Source organism: Methylobacterium sp. CM6246, assembly GCF_054818005.1.
Genome location: NZ_JBTXKY010000001.1, coordinates 4499880 through 4520750, shown reverse-complemented (window position 1 = coordinate 4520750; position 20871 = coordinate 4499880). Strand labels below are relative to the sequence as shown.

Here is a 20871-nt window from a genome sequence, read left to right as displayed (position 1 = left end):
GCTCAGAAATCGACCGCGAGACCCTTCACCTCCCAATCCTGGTAGCGCACCGGCTCCAGGCCACCGCGGCCGAGATGCTCCGGCGCGGCGCGGATCGCAGCCGCGCGGGCATCGATCGCGGCCCGGCGCTCGGCCGCCTCGGCCAGGGCACGCTCGGCCGCAGGGCTGAGTTTGCGCGGGGCCGCGGCGGCGCCATCGGTCGCATCCTGTCCGTTCGGGTCTTGCATCGCGGTCGCTCGGGTGTGAGGGCGTGTGTCAGCGGATCATCGGGTTCAGGAGTAGAAGTGGCATCGCGGGACACAGGCCGCAACATTCCGGTCGAGACATCGACGGGTACGCCCGACACCGCGGGGCTCGGCGCCCGGCGGGCCGCCCTGAATGCGGTGGCCGAGATCATCGGCCAGGAGCGCCCCCCGGCCCTCGAGGAGACCCTGGCCCAGGCGATCCGGACGGAGAACCTGAGCCCCGCCGATGCGGGCCTGGCCCGGGCGATCGCGGTGGCGACCTTCCGGCGCTACGGCCTGATCCGGGCGGCCCTCGCCGCCCGGCTCGAGCGCGGCCTGCCGGTCGACAAGCCGCGGCTCACCGCGCTGCTCGCCACCGCGACGGCCCAGATCCTCGACCTCGCGGTCCCCGACCACGCCGCGGTCGATTGCGCGGTGCGACTCGCCAAGGGGGACAACCGCACCGCGCATCTGGCCGGCCTGGTCAACGCGGTGCTGCGCCGGGTCGTGCGGGAGCGCGACGCGATCCTGGCCGCCTCCGCCGACGCGCTGGCCGTCAACACGCCGGACTGGCTGGCGAGCCGCTGGGTCGCGGCCTACGGACCGGAGCGGGCGGCCGCCATCGCGCAGGCCCATCTCGCCGGGGCGGCGATCGACCTGACCCCACGCGGCGACGCGGCCGCGTGGGTCGAGCCGCTCGGTGCGGTGCGCCTGCCGACCGGCTCCCTCCGGCTGCCGGAGAACGGGCCGGCGATTCCCGACCTGCCGGGCTTCCAGGAGGGCGCCTGGTGGGTTCAGGACGCCGCCGCCGCGATCCCGGCGCGGCTGCTCGCCCCGCAGGCGGGCGCCCGGGTGCTCGATCTCTGCGCCGCCCCGGGCGGCAAGACGATGCAGCTCGCTGCCACCGGCGCGCGGGTGACGGCGGTCGACCGCTCGGCGCCGCGGCTGGAGCGCCTCCGCGAGAACGTCGCCCGCCTCGGCCTCGACGTCGAGATCGCGGTCTCCGACGCCCTGGCCTTCCAGGCCCAGGACCACGACGCGGTGCTGCTCGACGCCCCGTGCTCGGCCACCGGCACGATCCGGCGCCACCCCGACGTGGCCTGGACCAAGTCGAAGTCCGACATCATCCGGCTGTCGCTGCTCCAGGTCAGGCTCCTCCAGAGCGCGGCCGAGTTGGTGCGCCCGGGCGGTCGGCTGGTCTACTGCACCTGTTCACTGGAGCCCGAGGAGGGCGAAGCGCAGATCGCCGCCTTCCTGGCCCGGGACACCCGCTTCGCGCGCGTGCCGGTGCGGCCGGAGGAGATCGGCGGCGCGGCCGAGATGATCGACGGCAACGGGGACCTGCGCACCCTGCCGTGCCACCTGCCCGAGGTCCCGGGCGCCCGCGGCGGCCTGGACGGCTTTTTCGCGAGCCGGCTCGAACGCGTGGGGTGAGGAGCGCCCCGCGGCCCTTTCCGTCATCGCGGGCGCGGCGACGCATCCGAGCAGAGCACGCGATCGAGAACGGGCGGATCCTTGGGCGAGGGACCGCGCGCGACCGGGTGCAGGCCGATCGGCACCCTACGCCGCCCTTGACAATGTTCCTATTTTGTGCTCATTAGCCGTCACCTGTCCTTCGGCGGTGTGGGGGTGACTCCACGGCGCTCCTCGGGGGTCCGTCCGGTGGCTGACCGGCGGGCTCGGGGGATGGGGCGATGCCCGCGTCGGTGGCTCTCAGCCGCCATCGCCCCGGGCGGCGTGCCGATGCAGGGCGTGTCTCGGATGCGGGCGTGAAGATCGGGCGGTAGTCTGCCCGGCGGGGTGCGGAAATGCCCCCGCGGCGACCCGGATCTGGGCGTGACCCTCAGAAACCTGCGGACCCGCCCACTACGAGGCGGATGTCGGGTGGAAGGCCACGGCGGTGATGCGGGTTCCGGGGGCGTCTCGGCTGCGATTGCGGCTTGGGCGCCATGGGCAGTGACCGCTAACACGGAGTCGCGGGGATCGGGGCGTCGCACAGACATCGCGACGAGACAGACGGCACCGGCCGGGGACCATGCCCGGCCGATGCCGCGGGTCGCCGCGGGGATCGGATCCCGCGCGTAACTTGGCCGACACCTGGGTTCCCGCGGCGTCCCGCGTCCAGCGTGCTGAATCTTCTTGGGCCATGCCCCCGGCGCACCAGGCGCGCGGGGACGATGAGGCCTGTCGGGAGGTCGCGTGCGAACCGTTGATTCGATCCGTCTGGTCTGGATCGACTAGGTTGGCTGATGAATATCCGCCGCCGAGATCTTTCGGCCGGGGATCGATAGGTTTTTGTCACACTTCGTTCGAGGAGTAAGGCGGAGCCGCCGTTGAGGCGGGGAACGATTATCGCTAGCGTGCCGCCAAATCGGGAGGATGCACGGCAACCGTGCACGGGATGGATATGGCACACGCAACCCACGCGACGACCGCGCCCGGCGCTCCCCGCGAGCCCTGGTACAAGGTCCTCTATATCCAGGTCCTGATCGCCATCGTGCTCGGCGTCCTGCTGGGCTGGTACGACCCGGCCACCGGCAAGGCGATGAAGTGGCTCGGCGACGCCTTCATCGGCCTGATCAAGATGATGATCGCGCCGATCATCTTCTGCACCATCGTACACGGCATCGCGTCTGTCGGTGATCTCAAGAAGGTCGGCCGGGTCGGCGTGAAGGCGCTGGTCTATTTCGAGGTCGTCTCCACCCTGGCGCTGCTGATCGGCGTGCTGGTCGGCGAGGTGATCCGGCCGGGTGCCGGCTTCAACGCCGACCCGACGAAGCTCGATGCCAGCAAGGTCGCGAGCTACGCCAACAAGGCGGCCGCCGATTCCACCGTCGCCCACATCCTGGCGATCATCCCCAAGAGCTTCCTGGATCCCTTCGCCACCGGCGACCTGCTGCAGGTGCTTCTGATCTCGATCCTCACCGGCGTGGTCGTGACCAGCCTCGGCGAGCGCGCGGCCGCGGTGAACAGCGCGATCGATACCGCCGGGCAGATCTTCTTCAAGATCATCGGCATCGTGGTGAAGCTCGCCCCCGTGGGCGCCTTCGGCGCGATGGCGTTCACCATCGGCGAGTACGGCATCCAGAAGGTCTACGACCTCGCCTGGCTGGTCGGCACCTTCTACGTCACCGCGATCCTGTTCGTGGTCGTGGTACTGGGCAGCATCGCCAAGGTCGCGGGCTTCTCGATCTTCCGCTTCCTCGCCTACATCAAGGACGAGCTGCTGATCGTGGTCGGCACGTCCTCGTCGGAGACCGTGCTGCCGCAGCTGATGACCAAGATGCGCCGGCTCGGCGCCTCGGATTCGGTGGTCGGCCTCGTGGTCCCGACCGGCTACTCGTTCAACCTCGACGGCACCAACATCTACATGACGCTCGCCACGCTGTTCCTGGCGCAGGCGGTGGGTGCGGACCTGACCTTCGCGCAATACGCGACGATCATCCTGGTGGCGATGCTGACCTCGAAGGGCGCCTCCGGCGTCACGGGCGCCGGCTTCATCACCCTGGCGGCCACGCTCTCGGCGATCCCGAACAGCCCGGTCCCGGTCGCCGCCATGACCCTGGTGCTCGGTATCGACAAGTTCATGTCCGAGTGCCGCGCGCTCACCAATCTCGTGGGCAACGGCGTCGCCTGCGTGGTGGTCAGCCGCTGGGAGGGCGAGCTCGACATGGCCAAGCTCAACGAGGTGATGGCCCATCCGGTCGCGATCGGCACCGACATCTCCGACCACGCGCCGCAGCCGATGGGGACCGACACCAAGGTCACCAAGGTCGCTGCGGCGGAGTGATGCCGGCGCCCAGCGGGCGGGCTCGCCTCGGCATCGATCTCGGCGGCACCAAGATCGCCGGGATCGTGCTGGATTCCAGCGGCGCGACCCTGGCCGAGGCCCGGGTCCCGGCCCCGCGCGGCGATTACCGGGGCACCCTCGACGCCCTGGCCGCCCTGGTGGAGCGACTGGAAGCCGAAGCCGGCGCCGCGTCCGGCGCTCCTTGCAGCGTCGGCATCGGCATGCCCGGCAGCCTGTCGCCGGCGACCGGCCTCGTGCGCAACGCCAACTCCCACTGGCTCAACGGTCATCCGTTCGGGATCGACCTCGCGCAGCGGCTCGACCGTCCGGTCCGGATCGAGAACGACGCCAACTGTCTCGCGGTCTCTGAGGCGGTCGACGGCGCCGGGGCCGGCGCCCGGGTGGTCTGGGCGGTGATCCTGGGCACCGGGGTCGGATCGGGCATCGCCATCGACGGCCGCGTGCTCACCGGCCGCAACGGCATCGCGGGCGAGTGGGGCCACGGCCCCCTGCCGGCGCCCACCCCCGACGAGCAGCCAGGACCGGATTGCTATTGCGGTCGCCGGGGCTGCGTCGAGACCTGGCTGTCCGGGCCAGGACTCGCCGCCGACCATGCCCGTCGGCACGGCGGCCATCGCACCGCCGAGGCTGTCGTCTCTGCCGCCCGCGACGGCGACGAGGACGCGCGGAAAACCCTGACGACGCATCTCGACCGGCTCGGGCGCGCCGCGGCCCAGGTGGTCAACCTGCTGGATCCGGACGTGATCGTGATTGGCGGCGGCCTGTCGCGCATCCCCGAGCTGATCGCCGGACTGCCCGGTGCGATCGCCCCGCACGTCTTCTCCGACGCCTTCGACACCCCCGTGCGCGCCAGCCTCCATGGCGACGCCTCCGGGGTGCGCGGTGCGGCCTGGCTCTGGGAAGCCGACCGATAACACCCGCTCGAGAGCTGGCCGCCGCTCCGGGATGCCGATGCGCCGGCGCCGGAGGAGCCTTGGACATCGCGGGCGTCGGGCGAACCTGAAAGTTACCTCCAAGGCCCGGCCGGGCGGCGCAGCCCGGGGCAAGGCGGCGGGAGGCCACAGGGGGGAGACCACAGGGACGTGTACGGCGGGCCCCTTGCCCATGCCGGGAGGGCAGGGCAGGAGGGCCGCACCCGCTACCGCGAAGCCCCGATGATCGTCCGCACCCGGCCCAACCTGTTCACCCTGCTATTCACGATGCAGGGCTCGATCCTGCCGCGGGTGGCCCAGAAACTCGTCGGGATCGTCGCGGTCTCCTGCCTCGTGGTCTGGGCGGAGGCGCGCTGGCCCGCTTTCTTCCCGGTGACCGCCGGGGTCGCGCCGTTCACGCTGGTCGGCCTCGCCCTGTCGATCTTCCTGAGTTTCCGTAACAACGCCTGCTACGAGCGCTGGTGGGAGGCTCGGAAGGCCTGGGGCAGCCTGATCGGCGAGGTGCGCAACCTCGCCCGCCTGATGCCGGCCCTGCTGCCGGCCGCCGAGGCGGCGCCCCAGCTGCGGCGCCTGTCGGCCTTCGCGCACGGCCTGCACGCCCGCCTGCGCGGCCTCGACGAGGCCCGCGCGGTGGACGGGAAGGCGCTGGGCTCGGACCTCTGCGGCCCGAACCCGACCGATTCGGTCCTGGCCGCCATGACCCGCGACCTCGCCGGGCTGATGCGGGCCGGGCGCCTCACCGACATCCAGTTCGGCCTTCTGGAAACCCGGATCGAGGCCCTGTCCGGGGTGCACACCGCCTGCGAGCGGATCGCCAACACGCCGCTGCCCTTCGCCTACACGCTGCTCGTCTACCGTACGGCCTGGCTCTACTGCCTGCTGCTGCCGGTGGGCCTCGCGGGCTCGCTCGGCTGGGCGACGCCGGTCGTGGTGGCGCTCGTCGGCTACACGTTCTTCGGCCTCGACGCCCTCGGCGACGAATTGGAGGAGCCGTTCGGCACCGAGCCGAACGACCTGCCCCTCGACGCGATGGTCCGGGCCGTCGACCGCATCGTCCACCACGCCCTGGGCGAACCGATGCCGGCGCCGCTCGCACCGGACGGGTATTGGCTGCGGTAGCGCCGGGATCAGGCGTTCCAGGCACGCAGGACCGGTTCGCTGCGGTCGTGCTCGTAGCCCAGCACGCTGACGCTGGCGGTACCGAGCACCAGCAGCGCGCCGCCCTCCGGCGGCAGGCCGATCCAGCGGGCGGCGAGCACGCGCAGACAATGGGCACTGGAAAAGAGGATCAGGTCCGCATCCAGGGCGCGGATCCGGGCGATGACCCGGTCGGCCCGGGCGCCGACATCGGCGGCCGTTTCGCCGCCGGGGCAGCCGTCGCGAAAAAGCCGCCAGCCCGGGCGCTCGGCCAGGATCTCCTTCGTGGTCCGGCCCTCGTAGGCGCCATAATCCCACTCGGCGAGGTCCGGGTCGATCGTGCGGGCCGCGCCGAACCCCGCGAGCGCGCAGGTGGTCGCCGCACGACTCGACGGGCTCGACCAGACCGCCGCATAGGCTCCGGCCGCCAGGCGCGGCGCGAGGGTACGGGCCGCCGCCTCGCCCACCGGCGTCAACAGGATGTCGCTGCGCCCGGTATGCTGCCCGGACAAGCTCCAGGCGGTCTCACCGTGTCGGACCAGAGTGATCTGTGGGAGCTTGGTCTGGGACATGCGCGCCTCCGGGTGCCTGCACGCAACGCACCTGCGCGCATCCGGCACCCAAAAACCAGGCAATACGCTGGCACCGCAACATCACCCTTGCGCCTCCGATGAAACGGACATAAACATATCTTTATGTCTAGCGCTGAGAGTCGAACGGCGGGATCGATCCCTTTTCCAGAAGCCCTGGGCGTCCTGCGCGCGGCGGCCGAGGAGACGCGCCTGCGCATCCTGGCGCTGCTCACCGACGGCGAATTGTCGGTCTCCGACCTCACCGACATCCTGGGCCAGTCGCAGCCGCGCATCTCACGCCACCTCAAGCTCTTGGTGGAAGCCGGTCTCGTCGAGCGGCATCGGGAAGGAGCCTGGGCTTTCTTCCGCCTGTCCGAGGCCCGTGCCGGCCTGGCCGACCCCCTCCTGTCCGGGTTGGACCGGAATACGCCACCGCTCTCGGAGGATCGGGCCCGGCTCGACGCGGTCCGCACCCAGAGGGCCGAGACGGCCCAGACTTTCTTTGCCCGACTGGCGCCCAAATGGGATGAGCTGCGCTCCCTGCACGTTCCCGAGGCGACGGTCGAGGCGGCGGTCCTCGATGCGCTGGGCGAGCGCCCCCTCGGCAGCCTGATCGATCTCGGCACCGGCACCGGCAAGATGCTCGGCCTGCTCGCCCCGCGGGCCGCCCGGGCCACTGGCCTCGATTCGAGCCACGCCATGCTGTCGGTCGCCCGGGCCAACCTGGAGCGGCGGGGTTTGTCGCGCGTGGACTTGCGCCAGGGCGATATCCACGCGCCGCCCTTCGCCCGGGCGAGCTTCGATCTGGTGGTGGTGCATCAGGTGCTCCACTATCTCGACGATCCGGCCCGTGCCCTGCGGGGCGCCGTGCGTCTCGTGGCGCCGGGCGGACGGCTCCTGGTGGTGGATTTCGCGCCGCACGATCTCGAATTCCTGCGGACGAGCCAGGCCCATCGCCGGCTCGGCTTCTCCGCGGACCAAGTCTCCGGCTGGCTGGCCGAGGCTGGGCTCGCCACGGTCGCAACCCGCGATCTGGTGCCCCGGGAGGTCGGCCAGCTGACCGTCACGCTGTGGCTCGCGCAGGAAGCCGGTCACCGGCAGCCCGGCCTCGACCGCGCCGCCGAACCGCTCCAGCGAGCGGTCGCCTGACCCCGAAGTCCGGCGACCCTCACACAACCTGTCACCCTTATCGTCTGAACCGACCGACATAGAGGACGAGATCCGATGCGCCGCCCCACCCACCGCGCCAGCCGAGACGGCTACCACCCGATCCGCGTCTCGATCGAATTCTTCCCCCCCAAGACCGACGAGATGGAGAAGGTCCTGTGGTCGTCGATCGAGCGTCTGGCACCGCTTCAGCCGAAATTCGTCTCCGTGACCTACGGGGCGGGCGGCTCGACCCGGGAGCGCACACACAACACGGTCGCCCGGATGATCCGCGAGACGACCCTCAAGCCGGCTGCGCACCTGACCTGCGTGGATGCCAGCCGCGAGGAGATCGACGCGGTTGTGCAGTCCTATTGGGATGTCGGCGTCCGCCACATCGTGGCCCTGCGCGGCGATCCGGCCGACGGCGTCGGCCACGCCTACCGGCCGCATCCTGAAGGCTACGCCACGACCGCCGAGTTGGTGGCGGGAATCAAGCGCATCGGCGACTTCAAAGTCTCGGTCTCGGCTTATCCCGAGAAGCACCCGGAGGCCGCCACCCTCGATGCCGACATCGACGCCCTGAAGGCCAAGGTCGATGCCGGCGCCGACCAGGCGATCACGCAGTTCTTTTTCGAGAACGAGGTCTATCTGCGCTATCTCGAGAAGGTCCGGGCCGCCGGGATCACGATCCCGATCATCCCGGGCATCCTGACGGTGCAGAACTTCAAGCAGTCGGCGAACTTCGCCCGGCGCACCGGTGCCTCGGTGCCCTACTGGCTGGCAGCCCGGTTCGAGGGGCTGGACAACGACGTGGAGACCCGCCGGCTCGTCGCCGCCGCCGTGGCGGCCGAGCAGGTGCTCGACCTGGTGGACGAGGGCGTCCAGGACTTCCACTTCTACTCGATGAACCGCTCCGACCTCGTCTACGCGATCTGCCACCTGCTCGGCCTGCGCGCGCAGGCGCCGAAGCTGGCGGCGGAGAAGGCGGCGGCTTAAATTCAGCTGCGCCCGGTTCGGGCGGCAGGGGGTTAGGACCATGACCGAACCGCAGGATAGCGTTCTTCCGATTCGCCGGGGGATACGGACCGATATACGAGACCGCAGGCGGAATGCCGCGCGCGCGTTCACCGTGGTCAACCAGCGACTCGACCAAATCGAGCGTCGGTCCGGCAATCTTCAGGACGCCGTCGACGGCGAATCGCTCCTCGGGCGCTACGCGGCGGCTGAGGTCGAAGAACGTGTCGACGCGATCGAGACGCGGCCCGCCGCCCTGGGGAAGGCGCACTGATCCGGTCGAACGCCGGACCGGTTCAAGACAAGATCACACCCTCCGCCTCGTCCTGAGGTACCGCGACGCGGCCTCGCGGGAGGGTTCCAGGGAACGCTAAGACATCTGGGGGCCACCTTCGAGGCCTCCGTTTCGCTCCGGCACCTCAGGTTGAGGTGATCTGTTGGGACCGATCATGACTGACTTTCCGCCCGTCGACGGCACCGAGATCGCAACCGCGCTGCGCCAGCGCGCGTCGGAGAAGATCCTCGTCCTCGACGGGGCGATGGGCACCGTCATTCAGCGGCTCGGTCTGACCGAGGCGGATTTCCGCGGCGACCGGTTCAAGGATCATCCGAACGACCAGAAGGGCAACAACGACCTCCTGATCCTGACGCAGCCGGACGCGATCCGGCAGATCCATCTGGATTACTTCCTGGCCGGCGCCGACGTCTGTGAGACCAACACGTTCTCCGGCACCACCATCGCGCAAGGCGATTACGGCCTCGAATCGATCATCCACGACCTGAACCGGGAGGGCGCGCGGCTCGCCCGCGAGGCGGCGCAGCTCGCTGAGAAACAGGATGGTCGCCGCCGCTTCGTCGCCGGCGCCATCGGCCCGACGAACCGTACGCTGTCGATCTCGCCGGACGTGAACAATCCCGGCTACCGCGCAGTGACCTTCGATCAGGTCAAGACCGCCTACATGGAGCAGGTCCGCGGCCTGATCGCCGGCGGCGCCGAGCTGATCCTGATCGAGACGATCTTCGACACGCTCAACGCCAAGGCAGCAGTGGCCGCGGCCTGGGACGTGTTCGAGGAGACCGGGATCCGCCTGCCGATCCAGATCTCCGGCACGATCACCGACCTGTCGGGCCGGACGCTGTCGGGCCAGACTCCGGCGGCATTCTGGAATGCGCTCCGCCACTCCGATCCGCTGACCTTCGGCCTGAACTGCGCGTTGGGTGCCCGCGAAATGCGCGGCCACATCGCCGAGCTGTCGCGGATCTGCGACACCCTGGTCTGCGCCTACCCGAACGCCGGCCTGCCCAACGAGTTCGGTCTCTACGACGAGAGTCCGGAGGCCATGGGGGCGCTGGTCGGAGAGTTCGCGCAAGCCGGCCTGGTCAACATGGTCGGAGGGTGCTGCGGCACCACGCCGGATCATATCCGGGCGATCAGCGAGGCGGTCGCCGGCAAGACGCCCCGGCAGACCCCCGAGATCCCGCGCCTGATGCGGCTCTCGGGCCTGGAGCCCTTCGTGCTCACCAAGGAAATCCCGTTCGTGAACGTCGGTGAGCGCACCAACGTCACCGGGTCGGCCAAGTTCAGGAAGCTCATCACCAACGGCGACTTCGCCGCCGCCCTCGATGTCGCCCGCGATCAGGTCGCGGCGGGCGCCCAGGTGATCGACGTCAACATGGACGAAGGCCTGCTCGACTCGCAGAAGGCGATGGTCGAGTTCCTCAACCTCGTCGCTGCCGAGCCCGATATCGCCCGGGTCCCGGTCATGGTCGATTCCTCGAAGTTCGAGGTGATCGAGGCCGGCCTGAAATGCATCCAGGGCAAGGCGATCGTGAACTCGATCTCCATGAAGGAGGGCGAGGAGAAGTTCATCGAGGCCGCCAAGATCTGCCGCTCCTACGGGGCTGCCGTGGTGGTGATGGCCTTCGACGAGCAGGGCCAGGCGGACACCTACGAGCGCAAAGTCGAGATCTGCACCAAGGCCTACCGGATCCTGACCGAGCAGGTCGGCTACCCGCCGGAAGACATCATCTTCGATCCGAACATCTTCGCGGTGGCCACCGGCATCGAGGAGCATAACGGCTACGGGGTCGCCTTCATCGAGGCGACCCGGACGATCCGCGAGACCCTGCCGCACGCCCACATCTCAGGCGGCGTCTCGAACCTGAGCTTCGCGTTCCGCGGCAACGAGCCGGTGCGCGAGGCGATGCACGCAGTGTTCCTGTACCACTGCATCCAGGTCGGGATGGACATGGGTATCGTCAACGCCGGCCAGCTGGCCGTCTACGACGAGATTCCGGCGGAGCTGCGCGAGCTGTGCGAGGACGTGGTCCTCAACCGCCGGGACGATTCCACCGAGCGCCTGCTGGAATCGGCCGAGCGCTTCAAGACCGGTGCCTCCGCCCAGGCCAAGACGGCCGACCTGACCTGGCGCGAAGCCCCTGTGGCCAAGCGCATCGAGCACGCGCTGGTCAACGGCATCACCGAGTACATCGTCGCCGACACCGAGGAGGCGCGGCAGGGCGTCGAGCGCCCGCTCCACGTCATCGAGGGCCCGCTGATGGCCGGCATGAACGTGGTCGGCGACCTGTTCGGCGCCGGCAAGATGTTCCTGCCCCAGGTGGTGAAGTCCGCCCGGGTGATGAAGCAGGCGGTCGCCTATCTCGAGCCTTACATGGAGGAGGAGAAGCGCGCCAATGGTGGCGACGGCAAGCGCCAGGCCGCCGGCAAGGTGCTGATGGCCACCGTGAAGGGCGATGTGCACGACATCGGCAAGAACATCGTCGGCGTCGTGCTTGCCTGCAACAACTATGAGATCATCGATCTCGGCGTGATGGTCCCGGCCGCCAAGATCCTCGACGTGGCCCGCAAGGAGAACGTCGACATCGTCGGCCTGTCCGGCCTGATCACGCCGTCGCTCGACGAGATGGTCCATGTCGCGGGCGAGATGGAGCGCGAGGGTTTTTCCGTGCCGTTGCTGATCGGCGGCGCCACCACGAGCCGCGTCCACACCGCGGTGAAGATCCACCCGGCCTACGCCAAGGGTCAGGCGGTCTACGTCACCGATGCAAGCCGCGCAGTCGGCGTGGTGTCGAGCCTGCTGTCGAAGGAGACCCGCGACACGACGATCGAGAAGGTGCGTGCCGAGTACGCCAAGGTCTCGGCCGCCCATGCCCGCTCGGAGCTCGACAAGCAGCGCCTGCCCCTGGCCAAGGCCCGAGCCAACGCGTTCAAGGTCGATTGGTCGGGCTACGCGCCGAAGAAGCCGGCCTTCACGGATGCCCGGGTGTTCGGGTCTTACGAGGTCGCCGACCTCGTCCCCTACATCGACTGGACGCCGTTCCTGCAGACCTACGAGTTCAAGGGCCGCTTCCCGGCGATCCTCGACGACCCGGACCAGGGTCCCGCTGCACGCGCCCTCTACGAGGATGCGCAGGAGATGCTCAAGCAGATCGTGGCGGAGCGCTGGTTCAACCCGAAGGGCGTGATCGGCTTCTGGCCGGCCAACAGCGTCGGCGACGACATCGTGCTCTACACCGGCGAGAGCCGCAGCGATCGGCTGGCGACCTTCCACGGTCTGCGCCAGCAGCTCTCGAAGCGTGACGGCCGGCCCAACACCTGCCTGTCGGACTTCGTCGCCCCCGCGGAAACCGGCATCGCCGATTACGTCGGCGGCTTCGTGGTGACGGCCGGCCTGGAGGAGGTGCGGATCGCCGAGCGGTTCGAGCGGGCCAACGACGATTACCGGGCGATCCTTGTGAAGGCGCTGGCCGACCGGATCGCCGAGGCCTTCGCCGAGCGCATGCACGAGCGCGTCCGTCGGGAGTTCTGGGGCTACGCGGCGGACGAGAGCTACACGCCGGCGGAACTGACGAGCGAGCCCTATGCCGGCATCCGCCCGGCCCCGGGCTACCCGTCCCAGCCCGATCACACCGAGAAGACGCAGTTGTTCGATCTCCTGAAGGCCGAGCGACGGATCGGGGTGAAGCTGACCGAGTCCTACGCCATGTGGCCGGGCTCCTCGGTCTCGGGACTCTACCTGGCGCACCCGCAAGCGCATTACTTCGGCGTCGCCAAGGTCGAGCGCGATCAGGTCGAGGACTACGCCCTGCGCAAGGGCATGGACATCCGTGAGGTCGAGCGCTGGCTCGGGCCGATCCTGAACTACGACCCGACGCGGTATCTGGCGGAGGCCGCGGAGTAGGGCGGCAGCCACGCCTCCAGCGGCGGCCCGACTCCGTAAAGCGGGGTCGCCGCCGGATGCGTCGTGCGATCGACCGGGATCAGCAGGTCCCGGCGCCGCGCGTGTTGACGTAGAGCGCGTAGACCGAATGCGAGGCGGACATCAGCAGCAGGTTGCGCTCGAGGCCGCCGAAGCAGAGGTTGGCGCAGCGCTCGGGCAGGCGGATCCGGCCGATCGGATTGGCTTGCGGCGATAGGACGAGCACGCCGTCCTCGGCCTCGCTCATGCCCCAGCCGCACCACAGGTTGCCATCGACGTCGACCCGGAATCCGTCCGGCGTCCCCGTGCCGGCGTCGAAGAACACCCGTCCGTTGGCGGCCTTGGTGCCGTTATCGACGATGTCGTAGACGCGGATCAGGCGGTTCGGCTTGGCGCGCGCCTCGATGACGTAGAGCTTGGACTCGTCTGGTGAGAAGGCCAGCCCGTTCGGACCCGCGAGCCCCGCCACTGCAAGGCTCGCCTGCCCGCTGGCCGGGTCGATCCGGTAGACGTTGCCCGGAAGCTCCGGAGCCGCCATCGACTCGTGCGGGTTCGGCCCGAAGGCCGGGTCCGTGAACCAGACGGCGCCGTCGGAATGGCAGACCACGTCGTTGGGCGAATTGAGCGGCTTGCCGTCGAACCGATCGAGCAGCGTGGTGATCGAACCGTCATGCTCGGTCCGGGTGACGCTCCGGGTCTTGTGCTGGCAGGTGACGAGGCGCCCTTGCCGGTCCCGGGTGTTGCCGTTGGCATAGGCGGACGGCTTGCGGAACACCGTGAGCGCGCCGGAGGCCTCGTCCCAGCGCATGATCCGGTCGTTGACCACGTCGCTGAACAGCAGCGCCCCCATGTCGCCGAACCAGACCGGCCCCTCGGCCCAGCGCAGGCCGGTGGCGACCCGCTCCACGGTGGCGGAGGCCAGGCGGTACTTGGCAAAAGCCGGATCGAGCACCTCGACGGCCGGATCGGGCACACGCTGCGACGGCTCCCATCCGGCTCCGGCGGCCCGCGCGGCTCCAAGCAGGGCCGCACCCGCGAGCAGGCCCCTGCGTGCGATCGTGGCCATATACCCTCCCTCTCCGTTTCCGCCGCCGGCGCTTGCCGGCAGCGTGCAGGCCGCTGTGTCGATGGGCTTCCTTGCGCCGGGCTGGGATCGCGGGCGGCGGGTTGGCGTCAGTGGATCTCGGGTTCGGGAATGCCGCCGGCGCCCTCCAGGAAATCGAAGTCGCAGCCCTCGTGCGCCTGCCGGACGTGCTGGGCGAACAGGCGGTTGTAACCCCGTGGATAGGCCCGGTTCGGCGGTACGAACGCGGCCACGCGCGCGGCGATCTCGGCTTCGTCGAGGTGCAGGTGAATGCGCCGCTCGGCTACGTCGACCGTGATGCGGTCGCCGTTGCGCACCGCCGCCAGCGGCCCGCCGACCGCCGATTCCGGGGAGACGTGCAGGATGCAGGCACCGTAGCTGGTGCCGCTCATGCGCGCGTCCGAGATCCGCAGCATGTCGCGCACACCCTGCCGGAGCAGCACCTTCGGGATCGGCAGCATTCCCCATTCCGGCATGCCGGGGCCGCCGACCGGGCCGGCGTTGCGCAGGACCATGATGTGGTCCGGGGTGACGTCGAGGTCGAGGTCGTTCACCGCCGCGCTCATGGCGTCGTAATCGTCGAACACCAGGGCCGGGCCGGTATGCTTGAGGAAGCGCGGGTCCGCGGCCGGCGGCTTGATCACGCACCCATGCGGCGCAAGGTTGCCGTACAGGATCGCGGTGCCGCCGGTCGTCACGATCGGCTTGTCCAGCGGGCGGATCACGTCGTCGTTGTAGACGCTCATGCCGGCGAGCCCGTCGCCGACCGTACCGCCCGTGACCGAGCGGGCGTCGAGGTGGAGGAGGGGGGACAGCCGCACCATCAGCGCCCGGATGCCGCCGGCGATGTGGAAATCCTCCATCAGCCACTGGCCCGAGGGCCGCAGGTTGGCGATCACCGGCACCTTCTGGGCGAACTCGTCGAACTCCGCGAGCTTGATCGGGATCCCGGCCCGCCCGGCCATCGCCACCAGATGGATCATCGCGTTGGTCGAGCCGGCCAGCGCGTTGTGGACCACCAGGGCGTTGTCGATCGAGCGCCGGTCGAGGATGTCGGACGGCTTCAGGTCCTCCCAGATCATCTCGACGATGCGCCGGCCGCAGGCGCTGGCCATGCGGGGGTGATCGGCGTCGGCCGCCGGGATCGAGGCCGAGCCCGGAAGCGACAGGCCGAGAGCCTCGGTGATCGACGTCATCGTCGAGGCCGTGCCCATGGTCATGCAGGTTCCCGCCGAGCGGGCGATGCCCGCCTCCATGTCGTTCCACTGCTGCGTGGTGATGGCGCCGGCTTCCTTCTCGGCCCAGTACTTCCACACGTCGGAGCCCGAGCCGAGGATCGTGCCGCCGGAATGCCCGCGCATCATCGGCCCGGCCGGCAGGAAGATCATCGGCAGGTTCATGGAGATGCCGCCCATAACCGTGCCGGGCGTGGTCTTGTCGCAACCGCCCATCAGCACCGCCCCGTCGACCGGGTGCTGACGCAGCAGTTCCTCCACCTCCATGGCCAGGAGGTTTCGGTAGAGCATCGTGGTCGGCTTGACGAAGTTTTCGGACAAGGAGAGCGCCGGGAGTTCGATCGGGAACCCACCCGCCTGCCACACGCCGCGCTTCACGTGCTCGACGCGCTCGCGGAAGTGGAGGTGGCAGGGATTGATGTCGCTCCAGGTATTGATGATCCCGACGATCGGCTTGTCGCTGAAATCGGCGCGCTCGTAGCCCATCTGAAGCATGCGCGATCGGTGACCGAAGCTGCGCAGGTCGGTGGCGCCGAACCAGCGCTGGCTGCGCAGATCGCCGAGGTCTTTCTTGCGTGCAGTCATTCAGACGGTCTCCGGTCTCGCGCGTTCGGTTGCGGCAACGACCGGCGGTCCCGCGGCGGTTCCCGGATCCGCCGAGGATGCGATGGGCCGAACCGCCAGAAGGGTAATCGTCGCAGAAGCGCACGCACAGGCTGCCAGGAAGTACAGCCCGGCCTCGTAGGTGCCCGTCGCGTCTTTCAGCCAGCCAAGGACATAGGGGCCGACGAAGCCGCCGAGATTGCCGATCGTATTGATCAGCGCGATGCCCCCGGCCGCAGCCGGTCCCGACAGGAACTCCCCCGGCATTGCCCAGAAGGCCGGCTTTGTCCCGTAGAGGCCGATCGCGGCCACCGACATCGCCGTGAGCGCCCAGAGGCTGCCCAGCATCGGCCCCGCCGTGACGAGGCCGAGCACGGCGATCAGGCCGGCAACCACGAAGTGCCAGCGGCGCTCGTCGCGCCGGTCCGACGACCAGCTCCAGGCGACCATGCCGACGGTGCCGACGACATAGGGAACCGCCGTGGCGAGGCCGGTTTCCCAGTCGGTGAGCTTCAAGCCCTTGAGGATCGGCGGCAGGAAGAAGGTGATGCCGTAGGTCGCCGTACCGATGAAGAAGTAGATCGACGCGAGCGCCAGAACCCGGCGGTCGGTCAGGGCTTGCCTGAGCGTGAAATGCCCATGCCTCCCGACCGTGCTCCGGCGCTCGGCCTCGAGCGTGTCCTCCAGCCAGATCCGCTCATCGGGTGCGAGCCAGGCGGCCCTGGCGGGCCGATCGGTCATCAGCGCGAGCACGGCGAAGGCCAGAAAGATCGACGGCACCGCTTCCAGCACGAACAGCCACTGGCAGCCGTACAGGCCGAGCGCGCCATCGAGCTGGAGGAGCGCCCCGGAGATCACCGCCGTCAGGGCGTTCGAGCCCGGCACCGCCAGGAATAGGGCCGCGACGACCCGGGCCCTGTATCGGCGGGGAAACCAGTAGGTGAAGTACAGGATCATACCGGGGAAGAAGCCGGCCTCCGCGACCCCGAGCAGGAAGCGCATCACCAGAAAGCTCACCGGCCCGGTGATGAACGCCATGCTGCCCGCGACCAGGCCCCAGGTGACCATGATCCGGGCGATCCAGAGCCGCGCTCCGTTGCGTTCCAAGAGGATGTTGCTCGGCACCTCGAAGATGACGTAGCCGAGGAAGAAGATCCCCGCGCCCCATCCGTAGAGGGTCGCGGAGAAGCCGAACTGCCGGTTCAGGCCGAATGAGGCGAAGCCGACATTGGTACGGTCCATGTAGGCGACGAAATAGATCACCACAATCAGCGGCAGAATTCGCCAAGCGACCTTGCTGACCGTTCGCTTCTCTATCTCCGTCTGCGCCGCGATAGCTGGTATGCCCCCCGACATAGCCGCTCTCCTGACCCCGGGTTTTCGTTTTCGCCGGCGACGCGCCGGTGCGTATCGGGCCCCGTCAGCGCCCGGTCTGCTTCCGCCACGCGGCGAAGTCGGCGAGACTCTGCTCGTCGGTGGCTGGGTAGAGTCCGAGGATCGAGCGCCCCTTGCGGACCTCTTCGGTGACGAAATCCTCGTAGGCGGTCATCTCCACCGCCTCGTCGGCGACCTCGTCGGCGAGATGGGCCGGGATCACCGCCACGCCGTCGCCGTCGCCCACGATCACGTCGCCCGGAAAGACCGGGGCGTCGCCGCAGCCGATCGGCACGTTGATGTCGATGGCCTGATGATGGGTGAGGTTCGTCGGCGCCGAGGGACGCACGTGGTAGCTCGGCATGTCGAGCTGGGCGATCTCGTCGGCATCGCGGAAGCCGCCGTCTGTGACGAGCCCGGCGCAGCCCCGCACCATCAGCCGGGTCGCCAGGATCGAGCCGGCCGAGGCCGCCCGGGCATCCTTGCGGCTGTCGATCACGAACACGGCGCCGAGCGGGCACTCCTCCACCGCCTTGCGCTGCGGATGCGCGCGGTCGCGGAACACCGTGATCGGGTTCAGGTCCTCGCGGGCGGGCATGTAGCGCAGGGTGAACGCCTCGCCGACCATCGTGCCGCCGCCGGCCTTCAGCGGGCGCACGCCCTGGATCATCTGATTGCGCAGGCCGCGCTTGAACAACGCGGTCATCAGCGTCGCCGTGCTGACGGTCTTGAGCTTGTCGCGCGTCGCAGAGGACAGCCCGGCCATCCGCATCTCTCCCCTTGAAGGCGGTCGCCATCGAACCCGGATCGTCGAGGATCCGGTCGGCGCGGATGCGCCCTGGACGACTCCTGATATCTCAGTGCTTGAGTAGGGCGCCGACTGGAGCCATTGTCAACAGAAGCAAGCCAAGGCTTCGAGAGGGAATCCGGTTGGGGGATGCGAGGAGCTTGACGGCAAGCCCCGACGCGCGCGCGATCGCGACCGACGCGGGACGGACGCGGTCCCTCGCCGAGACCGCCTACGACGCCATCGAGCAGATGATCATCAGCCGCCGCCTCGCACCGGGCGCGATGGTGTCGGAGGGCGAACTCGGCGCGGAACTGGCGCTCGGGCGCACCCCGGTCCGCGAGGCGCTGGCGCGGCTCAAGACGATCGGCTTCGTCGAGGTCCATCCGCGCCGCGGCGTGCTCGTCACCCCGGTCGACGTCATCCGCCACCTCGAATTGCTGGAGGTCCGGCGCCCGCTGGACGAGACGATGGCCCGCTGCATCATCGTCCGCGCCTCCGACAACGACCTGGACGCCCTGCAGCGTCATACCGAGGGCTTGCTCGTGGCCGCGGGTGCCCGGGATCGCGAGGTCTACTTCCGCCTCAAGCGCACCCTGCACGAGGCGATGGTCGGAGCGGCCTACAACCAGACGCTGACCAGCACGATGGTCCCGCTCCACGCCCAGTCCCGGCGGTTCTGGTACAGCCACGAGCCCACCGCCAGTTTCCAAGACTGCGCCGGAATCCACGCTACGATCGTGGCCGGCATCGCCGCCCGAAACGCCGAGCGGGCCCTTGCCGGAATCGCGACCCTATTCGATCTCCTCGATCAGATGACGCGACGGGCCCTCGACCGACGGCCTCTGGTCTGACAGGTTGACCGGGCCACCCGCAGCCCTACCCTGAGGCTGACATATCAGTCGCATCCCAGGACACGGCATCGGTAAGGCGCACGGCCGCAACAGGCCGGCCGCCCCTGGAGACCTCCTCCGGGCGGCATCATCGCCAGGGAGAAACGGCTTGAGCGGATTGCCCCCACGCACCGGTGCGCAGGTGCTCGTCGATCAGTTGCTCGTCCAGGGCATCGAGCGGGTGACCTGCGTCCCCGGCGAGAGCTACCTCGCGGTGCTCGACGCCCTGCGCGACAGCGGCATCGACGTGCTCGTGTGCCGGCAGGAGGGCGGCGCCGCGATCATGGCGGAAGCCGCCGGCAAGCTCACCGGCCGTCCGGGCATCTGCTTCGTCACCCGCGGCCCCGGAGCCACCAACGCCTCGGCGGGCGTCCACATCGCGCGCCAGGATTCGACGCCGATGATCCTGTTCGTCGGGCAGATCGGCCGGGCGATGCGGGGCCGGGAGGCGTTCCAGGAAGTCGATTACCGCCAGATGTTCGGTGGGCTGGCCAAGTGGGCGGTGGAGATCGACGACGCAGCCCGCATTCCGGAGATCCTCGCGCGGGCCTTCCGGGTCGCGCTGCAGGGCCGCCCCGGGCCGGTGGTGATCGCCCTCCCGGAGGACATGCTCGACGATGTGGCGGCGGTCGCCGACGCGCCGCGGGTGGTCCCGGCCGAGCCCGCCCCGTCGCCTGAGGATGTCGAGCGGCTGCGCACCCTGCTGGCCGCGGCGCGGCGACCGGTCGTGCTGCTCGGCGGCGCACGCTGGACGGAGGCCGCCCGCACCGCCCTGGCCGCCTGGGCCGAGAGCCACGACGTGCCGGTGGCAGTCTCGTTCCGGCGGGCCAACCTGTTCGATGCCGACCACCCGAACTTCGCCGGCGAACTCGGGATCGGACCGAACCCGGACCTCCTGGCCCTCATCCAGGCGTCAGACCTGCTGCTCATGGTCGGCGGGCGTCTCTCCGAGATGCCGGCCCAGTCCTACGGGCTGCTCGGCATCCCCAATCCCGGGCTGCCGCTGGTCCACGTCCATCCCGATCCGGAGGAGCTCGGCCGGGTCTATCAGCCAGCCCTGGCGATCCAGGCGAGCCCGGGGGCGTTCTGCGCAGCCCTGCCGCGCTACGACGCGCCGGGGGCAGGGCGCGCCGCCGAGGCACACGCCTCCTACCGCGCCTGGTCGGAGGCGCCGGAACCCAAGCCCGGGGCGTTCCAGTACGGCCAGGCGATCACCTGGCTGCGGGAGCGGCTGCCGCGCGATGCGGTGATCTGCAACGGCGCCGGCAACTTCGCCACCTGGATCCACCGCTACTACCGGTTCCGCGCGTTCGGCACGCAGCTCGCCCCGACCTCGGGGTCGATGGGCTACGGCCTGCCCGCCGCCGTGATGGCCAAGCGCAGCACGCCTGAGCGGATCGTCGTGACGCTCGCGGGTGACGGCGACGTGATGATGACCGTGCAGGAATTCGCCACCGCCGTGCAGTACGGCATCGCGATCGTCGTCGTGGTCCTGGACAATGGCATGTACGGCACGATCCGGATGCACCAGGAGCGCGAGTATCCCGGGCGGGTCTCCGCGACCGAACTGCGCAATCCGGATTTCGCCGCCCTGGCCCGCTCCTGCGGCGGCCATGGCGAGCGCGTCGAGCGCACCGAAGAGTTCGCCCCCGCCTTCGAGCGCAGCCTCGCCGCCGGCCTGCCGGCGATGATCCACTGCCTCGTCGACCCGGAGGCGCTGACACCGACCATGACCCTAGCAGCGATCCGCGCGAAGGCCCTGGCGGCACGCGAGGGCTGAGAGGCCTCGTCTCACCGACCCGGTGCGGAGCGTCCGCACCCGTTTCGAACAGGAGT

The 20871-nt window shown here is 69.6% G+C and carries 16 protein-coding genes; 10 read left to right on the top strand and 6 right to left on the bottom strand.

Going from position 1 to position 20871, the window contains the following annotated elements:
• Positions 1-2: 2 nt before the first annotated feature.
• Positions 3-227 carry a DUF1674 domain-containing protein gene (locus tag ACYQPG_RS21930; RefSeq protein WP_147897031.1) on the bottom strand — a complete coding sequence of 75 codons (225 nt, stop codon included), beginning with the start codon at positions 225-227 and terminating at the stop codon, positions 3-5.
• Between the two features lie 57 nt (positions 228-284).
• On the opposite strand from ACYQPG_RS21930, the gene ACYQPG_RS21925 reads away from it, so the two are divergent.
• From ACYQPG_RS21925 to ACYQPG_RS21910, 4 genes are all read left to right on the top strand, one after another.
• On the top strand, positions 285-1658 hold the full coding sequence (locus ACYQPG_RS21925; RefSeq protein WP_246693271.1) for an RsmB/NOP family class I SAM-dependent RNA methyltransferase: 1374 nt from the start codon (positions 285-287) through the stop codon (positions 1656-1658).
• Between the two features lie 973 nt (positions 1659-2631).
• A complete protein-coding gene (locus ACYQPG_RS21920) occupies positions 2632-4014 on the top strand; it encodes a dicarboxylate/amino acid:cation symporter (RefSeq protein ID WP_147906968.1) in 1383 nt (460 codons plus the stop codon).
• The gene (locus ACYQPG_RS21915) at positions 4014-4949 is read left to right on the top strand and encodes an ROK family protein (RefSeq protein ID WP_147906969.1); all 936 of its coding nucleotides are present in this window, start codon (positions 4014-4016) and stop codon (positions 4947-4949) included. The genes ACYQPG_RS21920 and ACYQPG_RS21915 overlap by 1 nt, the downstream gene beginning before the upstream one ends.
• 240 nt (positions 4950-5189) lie before the next feature.
• Complete coding sequence (locus ACYQPG_RS21910) at positions 5190-6086, top strand: bestrophin family protein (protein WP_461232498.1); 897 nt, start codon at positions 5190-5192, stop codon at positions 6084-6086.
• An 8-nt stretch (positions 6087-6094) separates the two neighbouring features.
• Here ACYQPG_RS21910 and ACYQPG_RS21905 read toward each other — a convergent pair whose 3' ends face one another.
• On the bottom strand, positions 6095-6676 hold the full coding sequence (locus ACYQPG_RS21905) for a histidine phosphatase family protein (protein ID WP_461231756.1): 582 nt from the start codon (positions 6674-6676) through the stop codon (positions 6095-6097).
• A gap of 123 nt (positions 6677-6799) precedes the next feature.
• On the opposite strand from ACYQPG_RS21905, the gene ACYQPG_RS21900 reads away from it, so the two are divergent.
• The 4 genes from ACYQPG_RS21900 to metH all read left to right on the top strand — a co-directional run bounded on the left by ACYQPG_RS21900 (position 6800) and on the right by metH (position 13041).
• On the top strand, positions 6800-7825 hold the full coding sequence (locus ACYQPG_RS21900; RefSeq protein WP_461231755.1) for an ArsR/SmtB family transcription factor: 1026 nt from the start codon (positions 6800-6802) through the stop codon (positions 7823-7825).
• 75 nt (positions 7826-7900) lie between these two features.
• Complete coding sequence (metF, locus tag ACYQPG_RS21895; RefSeq protein WP_419830212.1) at positions 7901-8821, top strand: methylenetetrahydrofolate reductase [NAD(P)H]; 921 nt, start codon at positions 7901-7903, stop codon at positions 8819-8821.
• A gap of 40 nt (positions 8822-8861) precedes the next feature.
• A complete protein-coding gene (locus ACYQPG_RS21890) occupies positions 8862-9113 on the top strand; it encodes a hypothetical protein (RefSeq protein ID WP_461231754.1) in 252 nt (83 codons plus the stop codon).
• A gap of 175 nt (positions 9114-9288) precedes the next feature.
• Positions 9289-13041 (top strand): methionine synthase, encoded by a 3753-nt coding sequence (metH, locus tag ACYQPG_RS21885; protein WP_461231753.1) that lies wholly within the window; start codon positions 9289-9291, stop codon positions 13039-13041.
• Between the two features lie 79 nt (positions 13042-13120).
• Here the strand turns inward: metH and ACYQPG_RS21880 are convergent, their stop codons facing one another.
• From ACYQPG_RS21880 to ACYQPG_RS21865, 4 genes are all read right to left on the bottom strand, one after another.
• Positions 13121-14125, bottom strand: a complete 1005-nt coding sequence (locus tag ACYQPG_RS21880) for an SMP-30/gluconolactonase/LRE family protein (protein ID WP_461231752.1) — start codon at positions 14123-14125, stop codon at positions 13121-13123.
• 107 nt (positions 14126-14232) lie between these two features.
• Positions 14233-15963: an L-arabinonate dehydratase gene (gene araD, locus ACYQPG_RS21875; RefSeq protein WP_461231751.1), complete on the bottom strand. Its 1731-nt coding sequence runs from the start codon at positions 15961-15963 to the stop codon at positions 14233-14235.
• Complete coding sequence (locus ACYQPG_RS21870; RefSeq protein WP_461231750.1) at positions 15964-17337, bottom strand: MFS transporter; 1374 nt, start codon at positions 17335-17337, stop codon at positions 15964-15966. It abuts the gene before it with no gap.
• A gap of 64 nt (positions 17338-17401) precedes the next feature.
• Positions 17402-18121, bottom strand: coding sequence for a ribonuclease activity regulator RraA (locus ACYQPG_RS21865; RefSeq protein ID WP_461231749.1), 720 nt, complete (start codon positions 18119-18121; stop codon positions 17402-17404).
• A gap of 182 nt (positions 18122-18303) precedes the next feature.
• Here ACYQPG_RS21865 and ACYQPG_RS21860 point away from each other — a divergent pair, with 182 nt between their 5' ends.
• Positions 18304-18996 carry a GntR family transcriptional regulator gene (locus ACYQPG_RS21860; RefSeq protein ID WP_246692361.1) on the top strand — a complete coding sequence of 231 codons (693 nt, stop codon included), beginning with the start codon at positions 18304-18306 and terminating at the stop codon, positions 18994-18996.
• A gap of 148 nt (positions 18997-19144) precedes the next feature.
• Positions 19145-20815: a thiamine pyrophosphate-binding protein gene (locus ACYQPG_RS21855; RefSeq protein WP_419830206.1), complete on the top strand. Its 1671-nt coding sequence runs from the start codon at positions 19145-19147 to the stop codon at positions 20813-20815.
• Positions 20816-20871 lie beyond the last annotated feature (56 nt).